Raw genomic sequence first — 18,044 nt, 5'->3', positions numbered from 1 at the left:
TTCCACACACAAAAGAAAGGCATCGCTCAGCTGCAGCCAAGCGATGCCTTTGTCCTTACATTGGGGTATATTGCTATCCTGTTACTCCTTTACCCAAACCATCATTTCGCCTTCACCGCGATTGGCCCAGGTGTAGTAAGGAATAAACGTCAATTTCTTTTCTTTAAGCGGCAGCGAGGTATTTGCAGCATAGAGATCATGTTGCCATGCTTCCATATCAACCGAAAGACCCGTCGCTTCGATCGTATATACGCCATTAGCCAGCTCGCTGTTGTAGGCAAGCTTCAGCTCTGCGTTGTCTGGCAAGCGTACAAGCTGCAAATCTGGTCCATTGTCTGCTTGCTCAATGCAATAAACAAGCGGCCCGCGCTGCAATGCAACCTTGCCTGCATTCGCTCTTACTTTAGGATGAGCCTTCATGCGCTTGATCGACATATCGAGCTCGAGCTCAACTTTATCGCCGTTGGACCATGCTCTTTCAATAACTGCGTAGCCGTTCTTCAGCAATGCTTCAACCGCAATTTCCTCACCATTGACGCGAATCGTCGTCTTATTCGACCAGTTTGGCACACGCACTGCAAGCGCAAATGCTGCAGAGGCTTCAAGCTCCAGCTCATAGCTGACCTTGCCCTGCCATGGCAGCTCGGAATGCTGTGTTAACACAATCTCCTGTCCAGCAACCGCAACCTTTGTCGTACCGCCAATAAACAAATGCGAATAAATCGTATTATCGTTAACCGAATACATATAGTCGCCAAGCGATGCAAGCAATCTCGCCAGGTTCGGCGGGCAGCAAGCGCAGCCGTACCATTCCGGACGAACGGGCTTGATATGATTGAAGTTCTTGTTGTGTCCGTGGCATTGCTGCGGGAATACCTCCAGCGGATTGACATAGAAGAAATGCTTGCCATCCAAGGCCATTCCTGAAATGACCGTATTGAATAAAGCCCGCTCCATCACATCAGCATAATGCGCATTAGGCTCCAGCTGCAGCATGCGCTGCGCCGAGAAGATCAAGCCGATCGAGGCACAGGTTTCAGCATAAACAGTATCATTTGGCAAATCATAATCAAACGAAAACGCTTCGCCATGTACCATGGAGCCGATCCCGCCAGTAATGTACATTTGCTTGGATACGATATTGTTCCATAGCGTGCGGCTCGCTTCAATCAAGCTCTCATCATTCGTCTCGCGGGCAATGTCGATCATGCCGGACAGCATGTACACCACACGCACCGCATGACCTACTGCCTCAGACTGCTCGCGCACAGGCTTATGTGCCTGAAAATACTCGCGGTCAATATGGATTTTGCCATTGTGCCAAATTGACGACCAATCGCGTTTCTCTGCTTCCTCGCGGAAGAAATCATTCGTGCCGCGCTTATCGATAAAATATTTGCTAAGCTGCAAATATTTTTCGTTGTTCGTTGCGTGATACAGCTTCACGAGTGCCAGCTCGATTTCCTGATGTCCATCGTAGCCTGGAATTTGATCAGGACCATCGCCAAATACGTCGGCAATATTGTCGGCAATCCGGCACACAATATCAAGCAGCTTGCTTTTCCCTGTCGCCTGGTAGTAAGCAACACCTGCTTCAATCATATGCCCGGCTGTATACAGCTCATGTGCCTCCGTCAAATTGCGCCATTTCAGCTCCGGCGCTTTAATGGAGAAATACGTATTCAAGTAGCCGTCCGGCTGCTGTGCTTTTTCAATAATATCGATCATCTCATCGGCAATCGCTTCAAGCTTATCATTTGGCTCCTTCGCCAACAAATAGGCGACCGCCTCCAGCCATTTCGCTACATCTGTGTCCTGGAAGACAAAGCCGTAAAATTCGCCCTCGGCCATACCAGCAGCGATTTTAAAGTTTTGCACAGCATGGCTTATTTCTGCACCTTCTACACGGTCGTTGATCGCGTCCCATTGATACGGCACGACAACATCTCTTACAAGCTCAATATAAGGCCCCCAGAACGGATCGTTAATATTCACCTGCTTCATTGGAACAAAGCTGGAACGATTTATAGTAGCAACCATCATAACGCCTCCTATGCAAATTTCACACTACATCTTTATTTTATGTGTTATGATAGCGATACACGATACAAAAAAACAACTAATTACTTATAAAATCTCACACTAACCGAGGTTATACCTATGAGCTATATCTATTTCAACAGTCCGCCGTCTCCCTACTATCTGGAAAGCGGTTCTTCCGACTATAAAATCGGTGATTCGCATCCCAATCGACATAGCCTTAACTTGTTTGACCTCATCATCGTGCGCAGCGGCAGCCTGCATCTTGGCGAGGAGCAAACGAGCTGGAAGATGCAGGAAGGACAAACACTAATACTACTGCCTGACCGCTACCATTATAGCGTCGAGCCCGTATCGGCCGAAACCTTCTTTTACTGGATACACTTCCAGACCGTCAATGAGTGGGCTGAAAGCGAGCAGCTTCATTACAAATTCCCGACGGAAGCGCATCAGGAGTGCTTTAATCCGGCTCCGTACACCATGCAAATTCCAAAATCAATGCAGCTGCTCTATCCGCAGCAGGCCTATCGACTTGTTGAGCAAATGAACGATGCCAGCAAGCAAATCGAGCCTAAGGCGTATTGGCAAAAGCAGCATGCCTTCGAGGAGCTGCTGCTTATGATGGATATCAAGCAAAACAACAAGCAAACAAGCAGCATCGTACGGCTTGCAGAGCAGGTCGAGCACTATATTCGCAATCATTATCAGCAGCAAATTACAAATCAAGCGCTGTCGCTTATTTTCAACTACCATTACAATTACATCACGCGAGCAATGAAGCAAGTATACGGCTTCACGCCCAACGAATATGTAATGAAGGTCCGATTGGACCAAGCTAAAATATTGCTGCTCAACACCCATCTATCCATCGCCGACATAGCCGAATCAGTTGGCTTCGACAACATCCCTTACTTCTCTAATTGCTTTATCAAGCATGTAGGAGAGTCACCATCGAGCTACCGTAAAAAGTACTATGAGTAACAGCGCTACGGAGCAATGCATCCTCCAGTCGCTTTTTAAATCGTAATGCTCTTATTTGATTTTTTATGGTAGCATTACGATGTTAAAGGCGACACACTTTGTTTTTCGGATGCTTTGCTCCTCCGCTGTAGCTTTTTTGAGGGCAGGACTAAGAAGATGGCACGATAGCAGAAAGCGAGGAGCGCAGAGTAGGCACTTGCTACGTGAGCACCGCAGTTTTCGCTAGCGTTCAAGATTCGCCGTCGAATCCGCTGCGAAGCGGTGCATCGTCATCAAAGTCCAATTTTTAAACCTCATCTTCCAATTGAAGTTTAAAAATTGGGCTTTCAGGTCCAAGAAGATGGCACGCTACTAGAAGGCGAGGAGCGCAGCGTAGGCAATAGCTACGTGAGCACCGGAGCCTTCGGTAGCGTGACATATTCGCCGTCGACTAAGCTACGAAGCAATGCATCGTCATCAAAGTCCAATTTTTAAACCTCATCTTCCAATTGAAGTTTAAAAATTGGGCTTTCAGGTCCAAGAAGCTTGGACGCTAGTAGAAAGCGAGGAGCGCAGCGTAGGCCAATTGCTACGTGAGCACCGCAGCTTTCGCTAGCGTTCAAGATTCGCCGTCGAATCCGCTGCGAAGCGGTGCATCGTCATCAAAGTCCAACTTTTTAAACCTCCCCTTCCAATTGAAGTTTAAAAATTGGGCTTTCAGGTCCAAGAAGCTTGGACGCTAGTAGAAAGCGAGGAGCGCAGCGTAGGCCAATTGCTACGTGAGCACCGCAGCTTTCGCTAGCGTTCAAGATTCGACGCCGACTAAGCTACAAAGCAATGCATCGTCATCAAAGTCCAATTTTTAAACATCCTCTTTAATGATGAGTCCTAGTAATGTTGCAAACTGTACTGCCTGATACCTCGACACCTTGCAGCCTTTCAAATGCTCCATCGCGACAGTCAAGGATGTGAACTCCGAGCTGCTTATATCCACCTCTTTCAGCGGTGATCCGTCAAAGCTCACTGCATCAAGCTTGCAAGCAGCAAAAACGATCTTTTTCAGCTTACAGGCATAGAAATCAGCATCCTGCAGCAGGCTGTCAGCAAACAGCACTTTTTCCAGCTTGGACTCACCAAAACTGGACAAGCTAAGGTTGCTTTGCTGCACGTTCGTATTGCCAATGCTTGATTTGGCAAGTGTAGTGCCGACTAGCTTGCAGTTGACAAATTCTACGCGGTGAATAGATGAACCGCTTAGCTTGGCGTTGGATAAATCACATTGCTCCAGCCGCACATCCAGCAAATCCAGCGAATCAATTTCGCAGCCTTGGAAATTGCAGCCCTTCAATATAACATTAGCCGCTCTAAAGCGTGAAAAGCCTTGCCCAGCAAAGTTTTGGTTAGAAAGTATTAGATCATCCAGCTCAATAGAATCGTCGACCGCCTCCTGCCAGTCAGCCTCCTGCAAATTCGAGCTTAGTTTTGGCGCATCAAGCTTCATTGTCTTGCTCCTCTCATCAGTTAAAAATCTTCATTTAAATAAACAATACTAATTATAAGCTTACCTAACTTTGATCGAAAAAACATATGTTTTTTTATGAACATGAACAAAGCTGCACCAGCGTCTTAAAACAAAAATCCCCTTGCCGCAGCTAGAGAAGCGCATGACGACGCTTCTTTATTCACTGTTTACGGCAAGGGGATGCCTATTCAACTATTGTGCTTGTTGTCAAACCTTGAACCTTCCTACAGCCTCTTTCAGCTCGTTCGCTAGCTGTTGCAGCTGCTGAGCCGAGCTTGCTACCTCCTGTACGGATGCCAGCTGCTCCTCAGAAGCCGCAGCCACCTCTTGTGAGTGTGAAGCGGAGTTGTTAGCCATCCGTTCAAGCTCCACCATTGAGGCTGCCACTTCTTCACTTCCCGCAGACATTTGCTCAGAGGCTGCAGATACTTCTTGCACCTGCTGCGATACCTGCTTAATAGATTGCAGAATAGCACGGAACGATTCACCTGAAGCATTGACCAGCTCTGTGCCAATTCTCGTTTCATTGGCAGATTGAGACAACGAGAGCGTTACATCCTGCGAACGACTGCTAATTTGCTGCAAAATTTCTGAAATCTCATCCGACGACTGCTTCGACCGCTCTGCCAGCTTGCGAATTTCATGAGCAACCACCGCAAAGCCTTGGCCATACTCACCTGCGCGAGCCGCTTCAATTGATGCATTCAGCGCCAGCAAATTGGTCTGATTGGCAACCTCGGAAATATGCGACAAAATATCTTCAATTCTACTGCTCGATTGATTCAACTCCTGCATCACTACTGCTGCGCCCGACACCTGCTGTTCAATGGTGTGCATTTGATCAACTGTTTTATTCATTACCTGTTCACCCTGAGCCGCAAGCTGTGAGGTATCGGTTGCAAGCTCAGATACCATTGAGGAGGATTCAGCAATTCGTTGTATGCCGATTGCCATTTCCGTCATCGCCCGCTGGCATTCCTGAGAGCTGACAAGCTGAGTTTCGGCGCCCGAAGCGACGTTTTGAATCGCAGTCGAAATCTCATTGGCAGCCGACTCTGTCTGACCAGCCGTTTCCTTTAAAGCAATCGAGGACTGAGACACTTCCGTTGATGTTTTCTCAATATGAATCGTAAGCTCGCGCAAGCTTGTAATCATCTCATTAAAGGCATTGCCTGCCTGTCCAATTTCATTTTCACCAGACACCGGCACCTGGACGGTCAAATCCCCGCCCGCTGCTGCTTTCGCCTGAACAACCAGTGCACGCAATGGTTTGATTGTCGCGCGTATTAACACAATTACAAGCGCAATCGCGAGGATCGACACTATAATTGCAAACGCACTATTTTGCAGAAGCAGAAGGCTCAACTGCTCCGATACTTTATCATAATCGTAATCCAGTCCCATTACTGCAATCGTATTACCACTGGCATCTTTAATCGGGGCCAGATATGCGATCCACTCGCCATACTCGTCAACGTACATATCCGTCAACCCTGCATGATTGTTGAGCGCTTTTTGATAAGCTTCAAAAAAATCAGCGTGGGCAATATAATTGGAGCCTGCAGACATTCCCAATGTCTCCATACTTTCCGATATTTGCAAGAGCTTGATTTCCGCCTGATCCTCCAGCTCGGTATAATCAGAGGACAAGTAATAAGCATTAGCAAGAAAATCATCTTCTGTCATCGCATTTAATAAGCGTTTTAATATTTCCATATCACTCTCAGGAGGAGTCTGCCCCGTCTTTAACGCTTCCCCAGCCGCTGCAATTAAGCTTGCATTCGCGAGCGCTTGCTTGTGAAGCTTGTCTCCAATCGTTGTAAATTCCTTAAACACTGCTTGCCGCTGTGCATAATACGACAATGAATTCATTAAAACGATCAGGATTACAAAAATAATTGCCAGAACCAAAGAACTGCTAAATACAAGACTTTTCTTTCTCATCCACTTCAACACTGCTGTACACCCCTCATCATCTGTGCATATACAAGCTCAAACAGAGTAATTGTACATGCAAATTGTTAGCTGCTTGCGTGAAAAGTATTAAAGATGTGTGAGGAGCTATTCGCTCTTAACACTTCAATAAAAACCAATGCTTGGTATATATCGGATATTTTGAATTTATAATGAATCCCATTATATAACATGATTCTTATGAACTATTTTTTACTACATTAAAAGAGTTCTAAAGTATTGATTAAATCTAAATCATGCCGTAATTATGCGGTTTAATTTACCGAAGATCTACTCTGTTTATTGATTGTTTACAAGTTTTTAACAACAAAAAACTGCCCTCGCGATGCATAGCCAGCATGCTAAGGCAGTTTCTTCTCGATCAATCCTATTTATAAAATGGAGCCGACAACAGCCTATAAGGTGCTGTGCAGCAGGATGTACACCGCGCATCACCAAAATAGGCGGAACAAGCATGCCCAATCACGCTGCAAGCTGTTAACCAGTTCTATCTGGTCATCATACTCATCCGCTTGGCAGCACTTTGCATAATCGGCGCATATTCTCGCATGCGCTCCTGCGTCAGTCGGCCAGACGGTCCTGATACCGCAAGCGCGGCAATAATCAACCCTTCACGGTCAAATATCGGCACGGATACAGCAGCTACACCGCTCTCCCGCTCCTCAAAGCTGACAGCATAGCCTTGCTCCAGCACCTCGCACAGCTCGCTTTGATACTTATCCATTGTAAGCTGATCGCGCAGCTGCCAGGTCGGATGCTGCCATATTTCCTGCTGCTCCTCGGGCATTGCGTAAGCGATCAAAATTTTGCTTGATGCTCCAGCATATAGGGGAAAACGAGCTCCAACCGGCGCCACTCGCCGCACAGGCTCATTGCTTTGTACCGATTGAATCCGAATCCGCTCCACACCGGAACGAACATAAATGCTCACCGTTTCGCCAAGCTGATCGCGCAAACGCTCCATTTCCTTCTGCCACATCGTGGACTGATCATTGGTTGCAGCCAAATTCGCCGACAGCTCCCAAACCATCAAGCCAAGCTGATAGCGGTCAGTAACAGGATCACGCTCAATAAATCCTTTTTCCTCCAAGGTCGCCAGCATGCGATGCACCGTGCTTTTATGCAGGCCAACCTGTTGAGCCAGCTCCGTCATAGCCCAGCTTGGACGAATCGTAAAGCAAAGCAACAGGTCAAGCGCTCTCTCCACTGAACGAACCGTTGTCTTTCCTTCATCCACGAGCATCCCTCCTAAAGCATTTCATGGTTATCATCTTATCCTTCTAGTACATGAAAGTACGTCGAAAGCTTAGGCTAATGACATTTTATCACGAGCCAAGCATAACTAACAGCACTTTGTTTCATACAATAAAACTAATTTCAAATCCACTGATATTCGTTCTCATTTAGTATACGACGATATCGTCTCAATGTACATTGCATTTTGCGCAGCTCCCCCGCAATGTTTGTGAAATGTTCCAGTTGACAGCCCAAAGCACACCGTCTAGCATTTAATATACAGGGAGCGCTAGCTGTGGCAAAAAAGCTACTTAAGTCACAGTATTCGCTAGCGTTCAAGATTCGCCGTCGACTATGCTACGAAGCGATGCATCGTCATCAAAGCCCAATATTTTGAACTACCATTCCAATAAAGGTTCAAAATACTGGGCTTTCAGGACCAAGAAGCTTGGACGCTAGTAGAAAACGAGGAGCGCAGCGTAGGCCAATTGCTACGTGAGCACCGCAGTTTTCGCTAGCGTTCAAGCTTCGCCGTCGACTAAGCTACAGAGAAGCTGCATCGTCATCAAAGCCCAGTATTTTGAACAACCGCTAAAAAGAGGTGAGTCATCATGAGCATAACTAACCAACCCCCCCTCCAATCACCTGCGACCGTACGAGTCGCGCCGAGTGTGGTTATTAAGCGCAAATCCAGGCTGACTCATTTTTCGATCGCCAGCATCGTTACCGCTATTGCCTTTTTTGGCTTAACGGTCATCGTCAGCCATGCAATTATTGCCTGGAATCTCGCCTTCCCATACGTTCCACCGCTGGAAAGCAACCCATTTGATAAAAAGCAGCTGCCCTATGAGGTTGTTGTCTTTCCAAGCCGCAGCGGTGAAACAACGGTAGATAGCTGGTATATTCCTGCTGTCTCTTCATCATCCAAAGCCGAATCAAAGCAAACGGTTATCCTCTCTCATGGCTATGGGGCCAATCGCGAGGAAAGCTGGGTGCCGATGTACGATTTGGCAGAATTATTGAATGAGCTGAATTATAACGTCATTATGTTCGATTATGGCTACGCCTCCAAACGCTATAACGCGCCAGCTACATGGGGCACTGAGGAAAAAAACCAGCTGCTGGCGACAGTAGACTATGCCAAGGAGCGCGGAGCTGAGAAAATTATTGTTTGGGGCTTTTCCATGGGCGGCGGAACCGCGCTGCAAGCGGCTCTGGAAACAGACGCCATCAATGCACTAATGCTGGATAGTTTATTTTTACCAAGTCCGGATACGCTCTATACGAATATTCAGCAATATATTGGGCTTCCCAAATATCCAACAACGGCGATCATCAGCAAGCTGCTGCCGCTCTGGACGAATCATGCTTTCTCCAATCAGCCTGCGCAAGCGGTGCTTGCCAAACAGTACGATATTCCGCTGTATATTATGCACGGCACTGCTGACAACAAGGCTGATGTGCATATTGCCGAGCAAATTGCCGGCAACCAGAAGTTAGTGCAATCTCAGCTATGGGTTGTTGAAGGCGGACAGCATGAGCTGCTATTCCGCAAGGACCCTAATTTGTATATGAAAAAAATTGCCCAGTTTTTAAGCTCAATATAAGAGTGTAGTCCCGATTCTTTCTGTAGATATTGTATAGGGAATCGGGCTTTTTTTATTTCGCCCTTTTCTAACTGACAGCTATTGGTTATAATCGTTTTAACTGCTATATGGCAATCGCCACTAAGCAGCTGAAGGAAATTAGACGAGTTAGGCTGAGATTAGTTTAGATGAGGAGAGAGTAGAAATGAGTAAAGAAAACGTTAATGAGAGCTTGTACCCACAATCGGGAGTAGCGATGACATGCCGCTCCTTTAATGAGTATTGCAGCATGTTTATGCTGGACAATGAACTGCCCAAGCACGGTCAAATTCTTGATGTGGCAGCAGGAGCTTCCTCCTTTACAGCGGAGCTCAGACAACGCGGCTATCAAGCGTTTGCCTGTGATCCACTTTATGAGCTTAGCCCAGACGCTATGCACCAGCATGGCCTGCAGGAGCTGGAGCTCGCCTCGCAAAAGCTGGCAGCCAAGCAGCACGCCTTCGTATGGAAGGACTATGCTTCGCTTGAAGCGCATGACGCGGTTCGCCACCAATCTCTGGAACAATTTATTCACCACTACCGCAAGGATAAGCAGCAGCCACCGACTGAGCAAGCAACAGCCTGCTATGTGGCGGCAAGGTTGCCGAAATTGCCATTCCCGGATCATACATTTGAGCTAGTTCTATGCAATCACTTCTTATTTCTATATCAGGAGCAATTTGACTACAGCTTTCATTTGCAGGCAATACTGGAAATGCTGCGGATTACAAAGCAAGGCGGAAAAGTGCTGCTTTATCCATTAGTCGGCTTCCGCAACGAGCTGTATCCACAGCTGGATCAGCTGCAGCAGGAGCTTGTACAAGCTGGAGCACAAGTCACACTGCGCAGCACAGCGTTTCGCTTTCTGCCTGCGGCAGACTCATTTTTGCAGGTAACTAAATAAATTTGCGAGGGATCGACATGCGTAAGCGCTATATTGCATCGGCTGCTGCCATTATACTGGTGATCGCTATCATTGCTGCAGCAATCTACTATATTCCAAAATCCGTTAAGCTTACCGTATCAGGAATCCAATATCGGCTCGGAGAAGAAAACAAGCAAATCGTGGAGCCTATAGAGGTCAACATAGACGGGCGAATCGGACGTTTATGGAATGGCGATCGCTTTTTTGAGGGAGACATCTCACTTCCACAGCTGCAGCTGCCGATTCCAGATAGTGCGAAGCTGATGAGAATTTCGCTTGGTGAAGATCACTCCGGCACTATGACCTACCATTATGTAGAGGACGGTTCTCCAAGTCTATTCAGCTTGGGAACAGTATTTTTCAGCAAGGATTTTGAAGCGTTAACGATTTTGCTGCTGGACAGAGATGAAAGTGGTGGCGGCTCATGGAATGCCCAGAACGGAGCTATGCTGTCGGCTCCGGCAGCTAACCGTGAACAAGCGCTCATCCTTTCCAATCAGCTAATGAAGCAATTTTTGCAAGGAGCCGAAGAGCTGAAGTAAATGCGCTGCGACAGAAAAAAGGCGTATCGAGGCTGGCGAAGCTCTTTAACTATGAGCTGCCAGCCTCGATACGCCTATCTATTTATAGTGGATGCTAATGCTGCATTCGTTTGTGTCATTGGTTTACGGATTTCATCCGCTTAATTCGTATAGCCGAGCTCGATCAGTTTGTCGCGCGCAACTTCACGGTCATCAAAATGCGATTTGACCGTCCCGATAATTTGGTAATTTTCATGCCCTTTGCCCGCAATCACAATAATATCCCCCTGCTGAGCATTCGCAATCGCAGCCTCGATCGCCTGCTTGCGATCTACAATCGTCGTAAAATGCTGCACACTCAAGTCGCGCGTCATATCCTCTAAAATCGCCACTGGATCTTCTGTCCGCGGATTGTCTGATGTGAAGTAAACATAGTCAGCCAGCTCGACTGCAATATTCGCCATCAAAGGTCGCTTGGTGCGATCACGATCTCCACCACAGCCAACGACGCAAATCAGCTTGTTAGGCTCTAGCTGCTTGGCGGTCGCGAGCACATTTTCCAAGCTATCCGGAGTATGCGCATAGTCGACAACAACCGCAAACGGCTGCCCCTGCTGCACCGTTTCAAAGCGGCCGGCAACGCCTTGAATGCCTTCAATCGCTGCTTTAATTTGCTCCAGTGTCAGCCCTTCCGGAATAACCGCGCTAATCGCGGCAAGCAAGTTGTACACGTTGAATTTGCCAATGAGCGTCGTGTTGATCGTAGTTGAGCCAAGCGGAGTAATTAGTGTAAAGCTGGTGCCGTCCGCGCGAATCGAAATATCCGCTGCCCGTACTTGTGCCTGCTCGCTCAAGCCATACGTGATCACCTGGGCCGAGGTCATTTTCTCGTAGGTGCTGCTCCATGGATCATCGGCATTCAGCACAGCGAAGCGCGCGTTGCCGTAATCATTGCCCAGCTGCGAAAACAGCAGTCCTTTCGCTTGCCCATAAGCCTCCATCGTCTGATGATAGTCCAAATGATCCTGTGTCAAATTCGTAAACACCGCCGTTTTGAACTGGCAGCCATGCACGCGTCCGCGATCAAGCGCATGAGAAGAAACCTCCATGACCGTGTACTCTACCTTGGCCTGCAGCATTTCGTGAAAATAGCGCTGCAAATCGTAGCACAGCGGCGTAGTCAGCTTCGCTTCCTCCTGAAAGCCTGGATAACGAATCTCAATCGTGCCAATAACACCCGTCCGATGCTGAGCATATGTCAGCAGATGCTCAATCAGATTAGTCGTTGTCGTCTTGCCATTCGTTCCCGTAACGCCAATCAGCTTCAGCTTTGCAGTAGGCGAGCCATAGAAGCGGTCTACCATAATGGACGCCGCCTTTTCCGTGCTGGGCACATGGACAAACGTAACGCCGGCTAACGGCTGCTGCTCCTGCTCCACAACAATAACCTTGGCGCCTCGCTCAATCGCTTGGGGAATATAATGGTGACCGTCCAGGTTGGCTCCCCTCGTACAAACAAACATATAGCCATCTTGAACGACGCGAGAATCGTTCGTTATTCCCGTCACATCAACCTCATGCTCGCCTAAAACGTTAGCGAATAATAATGGCTGTATTAATTCCTGCAGTTTCATATGCTCACTCCCTTAACTATCGACCTAATCTATTATACGTCAAAATGTTCCTCATTAATATAAGACGCAGTCGATAATCAAGCACTTGCAGGTGAATTGCTTCAGCTGCTTGCACTATTCGTTTAGCTCGGAAAAATATTGAGCCGCAAGCCGAATCGCCAAAATGCTGCCTGTATTCAACGAGTTGTCAAAATAGAGTATGCGCTCATTTTTCACAGCATCCAGCATGTTCCAAACAGCGAGCGATTCCTTCTCTTTTACCGCAGCTTGGGAAACCGCAATATCATGCTGCAAAATAATATAATCAGGATTCATTTCAGCAAGCGCCTCAAGCGACAGCTCTGTGCCATCCTCAGGATAGCCGTTCGGCACGCCTAAGCCGAAGCCGTGATCTGGATCATAGTAGTTTGTGTTTTTCGTACCTTGCGCACTAAAGGTAGCATTGCTTCCTACTCGCAGCAAGGCAAAGCTTTTTTGCTGGATAGCACCCATTTTATTTTGTGTCTCGGCTATAATGGCCTTCGTTTCCTCGATCAGCTGCTGTGCCTCGTTTTCCTTGCCGATAATTTGCGCGCAAAGCATTGCCGCTTCATCCCAATTGCTGCTGTAATCGATCAGTACAACCGGAGCTATTTGCTTCAGCCCCTCGTAAATTGATTCTGCATGACCAATAAAAGTAACGATTACGTCTGGCTCCGCCTCCATCACCTTTTCCAAATTAATCTCGCGCCCACTTCCCAAATCAATCACCTCGGCAGTATTGGCATAAGGCTGCAGCGTTGCATAATTTTGCAGCGCCTCCTCAGCATTGCTGGACGCGATCGGCGGTGTATCCAAAGCAAAGAAATATTCCATATACAACGCATGAAGAACCACTATTCGCTGCGGCTGCTGCTCGAGCTTAACCTCATTGCCAGCATCGTCTATAATCGTTCTTGGGTAGGCTGCCTCCGCTGGGCTTTCTTCACTAGAAGCAGCTTGTCCGTTACTAACAACTGACACTCCCTCTTGCTTCGTTTCAGGTTGATTGGAGTTGGGGTTGTTTCCTGAACAGCCCGCCAATACAAGCACTAGCAACGAGCAGACTGCTACAAGCACCATCCATTGCTTCATCGTTAAATTCCCCCTAGTAGTATCGATCTATCGCTTATTCAGCTTTTATGCTTTATCTTGCAGCGGAGCCTGCTTATCCTCACGATATAAATGCTTGATCAATTCACGATTTTTTTGAGCAAACAGCTCGTTGTGAGAGGAAACCATACCGGTTGCTTTTGCCTCCGGTTCAATAAACTGCTTTGCCTTATTAACTGCATTGGCCGCATCCTGAAATGCGCCCGCTATTAAATGCAGCTTGCCTTCATGCTCCAGCACATCCCCAGCAGCATACAGGCCTGGCACTGTCGTTTCGCTCATCGACGTTCCTGCCACTCCGTGCTCGGTCAGCTCAATGGAAAGACTGCTGTTCTTTAGCAGCTCCTTGTCCCGTTCATAGCCATGATTAACAAAAATTTCATCAATGCTTAGCTCGAAGCAATCTCCATGTTCATGATTTTGCATCATTACAGAAGCGATTCGTTCATGGTCAGGAGCAGCGATCAGCTTTATAATCGAGGTATTAAGCAAGCATTCAACCCTATTGTTGGCCAAACGGGCAACATCCGCCTCATGTCCCTTTAATGCGTCCTTGCGGTAGGTTAAATATACCTTTTTTGCAATTGGCGCCAGCTCATTTGCCCAGTCTACTGCGGAGTGGCCTCCTCCCGATATCAGCACTATTTTGTCCTTGAAGCGCTCCAAGGATTTTACGGTATAATGCAAATTAGCAACCTCATAGCGTTCAGCACCTTCAATTTCCAGCTTGACCGGATTTAAAATGCCCTTGCCTATCGCCAGCAGCACCGTTTTGGAATAGTGCCGTTCTCCTGATGCTGTAGTAATAACGAAAATTCCTTGCTCATTGCGGGAAATAGCAGTGACCTTCTCTCCAAGCACAACCGTCGGCTTGAATGTCAAGCCTTGAGCTACCATCTGCTCAATCAAATGAGCTCCGGAAAGTGGAGTCAAGCCGCCTACATCCCATATCATTTTTTCCGGATATACATGCACCTTGCCACCCAATACAGGCTGGTATTCTATAATTTTCGTTTTCATCTGACGCAAGCCGCTGTAAAATGCACCAAACAAGCCAGCAGGGCCACCGCCAATAATCGTAATATCAACATGCTGCTCCTTCAACCTTCTTCGCCTCCTATAAATCTATTTATATTCAATCAAACCTTGTTGGACTTAAGCGGCTAGACCATTCCTAAATGCTCTCGTAAAGTCGTACCCGCATATTCCTTTCTGAACAGTCCCTTTTCTGCCAGCATTGGCACAAGCTCCTCGCAAAACAGTCCCAGCGATTGCAAGGAACCGCCAGGCAAAGCAATTATGCCATCCATCGCTCCAGCTTCATACCACTCCACGATTTCAGTAAAAACCTCCTCCACAGTCCCGACAACTGTCCAATGCCCGGAGCCGATTACTTCTGGACGCGCAAGCAGCTGCTTTAACGTCGGCTGCTCTCTGGCAATTAACCGATACAGCAGCTTAGCGTGCGTCCTGCTGCGAAATGCCTGCTGGGAATCGGGCAACAGCTGCAGCAGCTCAGGCGTAACAGGCTGATCCAGCGGCATTTGTGAGCAATCAATGCCTAATATAGATTGCAGTGCAGTCAGGCGCCGTTCATCATTTAGATGCGCATGAGCCTCCTGATAAAGCTCCTCTGCTTCCTCGCTCGTCTTACCCAAGAAAAAGTAAAGCCCAGGCAAAACTCGAATCGCTTCTGGATTGCGACCATGCTTTTGGGCGCGCCGCCGCAAGTCATAACGCAGCTCAATTCCCGCTTCTTTGTCGGGGATTGAAGCGAAAATGGCATCAGCTGCATATGCGGCAAAGTCTCTCCCCGTATCCGAAGCACCCGCTTGAAACAATGGCGGAGTACCTGTAGCGTGCTCAGGAACATTAAGAGGACCAGCAACATTGAAAAACTTGCCTTGATGGCGAATCGGCTTTATCATCTCATAGCCATTCCACTGTCCTGCTTCGCGGTCAATATGCACGGCATCATAAGGAAAGCTTGACCACAGCTTGTTAACTACCTCAAGAAATTCCTGCGCCTTGGCATATCGATCTTCAGCTGCAGGCATTGCTTCCGCTGAAAAATTTTCTGATCCGGCGAGTGCAGTCACAATATTCCAGCCCGCTCTGCCACTGCTTGTCCAATGCAGCGATTGCAGCTGCCTGGCAACGACATAAGGCGGATTAAATGTAGTAGATACCGTCGTAACCAAGCCTATATGCTTCGTTGCAGCAGCAATGGACGCCATTAAAATAGTTGGATCGAGGCTGCCGCTGCCTGGCATATTGCCGCCTCTCCCCATGTTTAGCGCCAATGCGTCTGGTCTAAATACAAAATCGAGCTTTGCACGCTCTGCCTGCAACGCCAGCTCTTCATAAAAATCCCGCATATATAAACGCTCTATCCCACTATCCTTACGCAGCCAGCCATTACCTTTCAGCCATGTTGCAGACAGCGCCAAGCCAATACATAACTGCTTCTTTCGCATCAATTTTCATCGCCCTTCCTACGCTGCATAACCAATAATGATTATTATTCTCAATAAGAGATTATAGCAAGGCGCTTCTTCAAAGCATATGCACAAATCCCTAATTGGACATGAATATTTCACGAATTAAGCTTGCTGCATTGATTCATATAGTCGCTCGGAGACATGCCAAATTTTCGTTTGAAAGCTCTGCTGAAATATAACGGATTAGCATAGCCAACACTTATCGCCACATCATGCACCGCAAATTGCCCTGTTCTTAACAGCTCGCTTGCCCGCTCCAAGCGATATTGAATCAAGTAATCTATCGGATAGGCCCCCATATATTTGTGAAAATAATAAGCAAATTGCTTCTCGTTCATGCCATGCAGGGCGGCAAGCTCATGAAGCGTCATCGTATTCATATAATGACCATGAATGTAATCCGCAGCCTCACTAATCAGCTTCTGGGCAGGATCAGCCGAGCTTGCATTGTGATGGCTGCCTTTAAGGACCTGATACAGCACACCGCAAAATAGCTCCTTAACCCGCAGCATTTCGATTGCATCCGCTGCACTGGCATGCCGATGAAGCAAACGCAGCATTTCAGCAGTTCGGGAATAGCTTGACCCTTCTAACGAGAAATGATTATGGAATATTGGCTCAGCAGCAAATGCTTGCTGTGCCGCATCATCTAACTGATAAAAAACAGAATAATACTCAAAAGGAACATTGCCAAGCACCTCAGAGCCCAGCAGCATATTAGGAGCTGCGTGCAGCAGCGAGCCTGGCTGGAGCATGTAGATTGTGCCATCAACAAGCATTTTGGCCGAGCCGTTTACGACGAAAAGCATACCATGCTCGAAAGTATGAAAATTGCGCAATTGGCTTTGAGGCTGTATAACAAGCCGATAAACTCCTTTAATAAGGTATAGCCCTGTTGAGAAAAACCTGGCAACCATTTCAATATCAACCTTCACAGCTGCAAACCACCTGTCTATTAAAATGAACAACCCATCGTTTCCGCAATAATTCAATGCCTAATCCTGACCGCATCATTTCCCAGTATACTTAGAAAGGCGCTTGAAGTCTTTATTCATACTGGACTGCTTCAGCCTCCTGCTTTGCAATAAATTTTTAATATCAGAAATACTGTCATACGAAAGCTGAATGTGGAAATAATTTATATATTCTAGAACCGCAAAGGCATAGATAAAAAAAGCAATTACTAAGCTGGCTGTTGGAGTCGAAGACTGCCACTTTATTAGGTCAAACATAAATGCGAGACCTGAAAGTATAATTAAGGCCAAATTCAGTGATTTTAGACGATGCAGCTGCCGAACGATTTTAATCGGGGTAGCTATTGTATGCTCTTCTCTCAGTCGTTTTATCTTGGAATGCCAGTACATTGAACCTTGAAGTAAAAGCAGTTCCAACAGGATAAAAGATGTCCAAAAAGAAAATAAGGCATATAGCCGGAGACTGGGATACACGTAACTCGCATAACAAGCAACAAAAATAAAACTGATCGCGGCAAATAATTCACCCGAGTGCAAATAAGATAGCCGTTTTTCTATTCTCTTCCTCAACTTCGCTGCCACTTTCCTCTCTATTCTAATTAGGCCACGATTAACGCCTTAACGATTGCTTCTATTTTATCAAAAATACAGTTCCCTTAAAGCAAAATGCGAAAAAAGCCCTTGATCAAGGACTTTGGGGAGATGGTTGCATTGGGGGATGGGCTCCATTGAAGATCGTATTATGATTCTAAATACGAGTAGTTTCAATCTAGGCAGCAGCATGGAGTGCGACTATAACAAGACAGTTTGTGAGTTACAAGCAGAGTTACTTTCAATCCACGCACTCGCATGGAGTGCGACCGTATAACGTTTTTGGAGTGCTACGATAAAAATGCAGTCGCAAAACCCCCTCATATGAAATAGAATGAAAGCTGACGAGGGAGTTGAGCACGAATGAAAAGATATGACAAAGCATTTAAAGAAGAAGCCGTAAGATTAAG

Annotated in this window: 14 protein-coding genes; 4 read left to right on the top strand and 10 right to left on the bottom strand. The window is 47.0% G+C overall.

Annotation, left to right across the window (positions count from 1 at the left end):
• Positions 1 to 81: 81 nt before the first annotated feature.
• Positions 82 to 2,040 carry a glycoside hydrolase family 127 protein gene (locus tag KJS52_RS22370; protein ID WP_213519523.1) on the bottom strand — a complete coding sequence of 653 codons (1,959 nt, stop codon included), beginning with the start codon at positions 2,038 to 2,040 and terminating at the stop codon, positions 82 to 84.
• Positions 2,041 to 2,160: 120 nt separating this feature from the next.
• Here KJS52_RS22370 and KJS52_RS22365 point away from each other — a divergent pair, with 120 nt between their 5' ends.
• Positions 2,161 to 3,021, top strand: coding sequence for a helix-turn-helix domain-containing protein (locus KJS52_RS22365; RefSeq protein WP_213519522.1), 861 nt, complete (start codon positions 2,161 to 2,163; stop codon positions 3,019 to 3,021).
• 841 nt (positions 3,022 to 3,862) lie between these two features.
• Here KJS52_RS22365 and KJS52_RS22360 read toward each other — a convergent pair.
• From KJS52_RS22360 to KJS52_RS22350, 3 genes are all read right to left on the bottom strand, one after another.
• Positions 3,863 to 4,501 (bottom strand): pentapeptide repeat-containing protein, encoded by a 639-nt coding sequence (locus KJS52_RS22360; protein ID WP_213519521.1) that lies wholly within the window; start codon positions 4,499 to 4,501, stop codon positions 3,863 to 3,865.
• Between the two features lie 228 nt (positions 4,502 to 4,729).
• The gene (locus KJS52_RS22355; RefSeq protein WP_213519520.1) at positions 4,730 to 6,466 is read right to left on the bottom strand and encodes a methyl-accepting chemotaxis protein; all 1,737 of its coding nucleotides are present in this window, start codon (positions 6,464 to 6,466) and stop codon (positions 4,730 to 4,732) included.
• Positions 6,467 to 6,983: 517 nt separating this feature from the next.
• Complete coding sequence (locus KJS52_RS22350; RefSeq protein WP_213519519.1) at positions 6,984 to 7,733, bottom strand: IclR family transcriptional regulator; 750 nt, start codon at positions 7,731 to 7,733, stop codon at positions 6,984 to 6,986.
• Between the two features lie 610 nt (positions 7,734 to 8,343).
• Between KJS52_RS22350 and KJS52_RS22345 the strand changes: the two genes are divergently transcribed.
• From KJS52_RS22345 to KJS52_RS22335, 3 genes are all read left to right on the top strand, one after another.
• Positions 8,344 to 9,339, top strand: coding sequence for an alpha/beta hydrolase (locus KJS52_RS22345; RefSeq protein ID WP_213519518.1), 996 nt, complete (start codon positions 8,344 to 8,346; stop codon positions 9,337 to 9,339).
• Between the two features lie 184 nt (positions 9,340 to 9,523).
• Positions 9,524 to 10,261 (top strand): class I SAM-dependent methyltransferase, encoded by a 738-nt coding sequence (locus tag KJS52_RS22340; RefSeq protein ID WP_213519517.1) that lies wholly within the window; start codon positions 9,524 to 9,526, stop codon positions 10,259 to 10,261.
• Between the two features lie 17 nt (positions 10,262 to 10,278).
• On the top strand, positions 10,279 to 10,824 hold the full coding sequence (locus KJS52_RS22335; protein WP_213519516.1) for a hypothetical protein: 546 nt from the start codon (positions 10,279 to 10,281) through the stop codon (positions 10,822 to 10,824).
• 140 nt (positions 10,825 to 10,964) lie between these two features.
• Here the strand turns inward: KJS52_RS22335 and KJS52_RS22330 are convergent, their stop codons facing one another.
• From KJS52_RS22330 to KJS52_RS22305, 6 genes are all read right to left on the bottom strand, one after another.
• Positions 10,965 to 12,437 carry a UDP-N-acetylmuramoyl-L-alanyl-D-glutamate--2,6-diaminopimelate ligase gene (locus tag KJS52_RS22330; protein WP_213519515.1) on the bottom strand — a complete coding sequence of 491 codons (1,473 nt, stop codon included), beginning with the start codon at positions 12,435 to 12,437 and terminating at the stop codon, positions 10,965 to 10,967.
• 114 nt (positions 12,438 to 12,551) lie between these two features.
• On the bottom strand, positions 12,552 to 13,550 hold the full coding sequence (locus KJS52_RS22325; RefSeq protein ID WP_213519514.1) for an iron-siderophore ABC transporter substrate-binding protein: 999 nt from the start codon (positions 13,548 to 13,550) through the stop codon (positions 12,552 to 12,554).
• A 45-nt stretch (positions 13,551 to 13,595) separates the two neighbouring features.
• Positions 13,596 to 14,672, bottom strand: a complete 1,077-nt coding sequence (locus tag KJS52_RS22320; protein WP_213519513.1) for an NAD(P)/FAD-dependent oxidoreductase — start codon at positions 14,670 to 14,672, stop codon at positions 13,596 to 13,598.
• Between the two features lie 59 nt (positions 14,673 to 14,731).
• Positions 14,732 to 16,048, bottom strand: coding sequence for an NtaA/DmoA family FMN-dependent monooxygenase (locus KJS52_RS22315; RefSeq protein WP_213519512.1), 1,317 nt, complete (start codon positions 16,046 to 16,048; stop codon positions 14,732 to 14,734).
• 116 nt (positions 16,049 to 16,164) lie between these two features.
• Entirely contained in the window at positions 16,165 to 17,004 is an 840-nt protein-coding gene (locus tag KJS52_RS22310) for a helix-turn-helix domain-containing protein (protein ID WP_246563876.1), read from the bottom strand.
• 75 nt (positions 17,005 to 17,079) lie between these two features.
• The gene (locus KJS52_RS22305; RefSeq protein WP_213519657.1) at positions 17,080 to 17,613 is read right to left on the bottom strand and encodes a general stress protein; all 534 of its coding nucleotides are present in this window, start codon (positions 17,611 to 17,613) and stop codon (positions 17,080 to 17,082) included.
• Positions 17,614 to 18,044: the final 431 nt, after the last annotated feature.

Source organism: Paenibacillus montaniterrae (assembly GCF_018403185.1).
Classification (GTDB): Bacteria; Bacillota; Bacilli; order Paenibacillales; family Paenibacillaceae; genus Pristimantibacillus; species Pristimantibacillus montaniterrae.
This window is presented reverse-complemented; position numbering and strand designations above follow the sequence as displayed.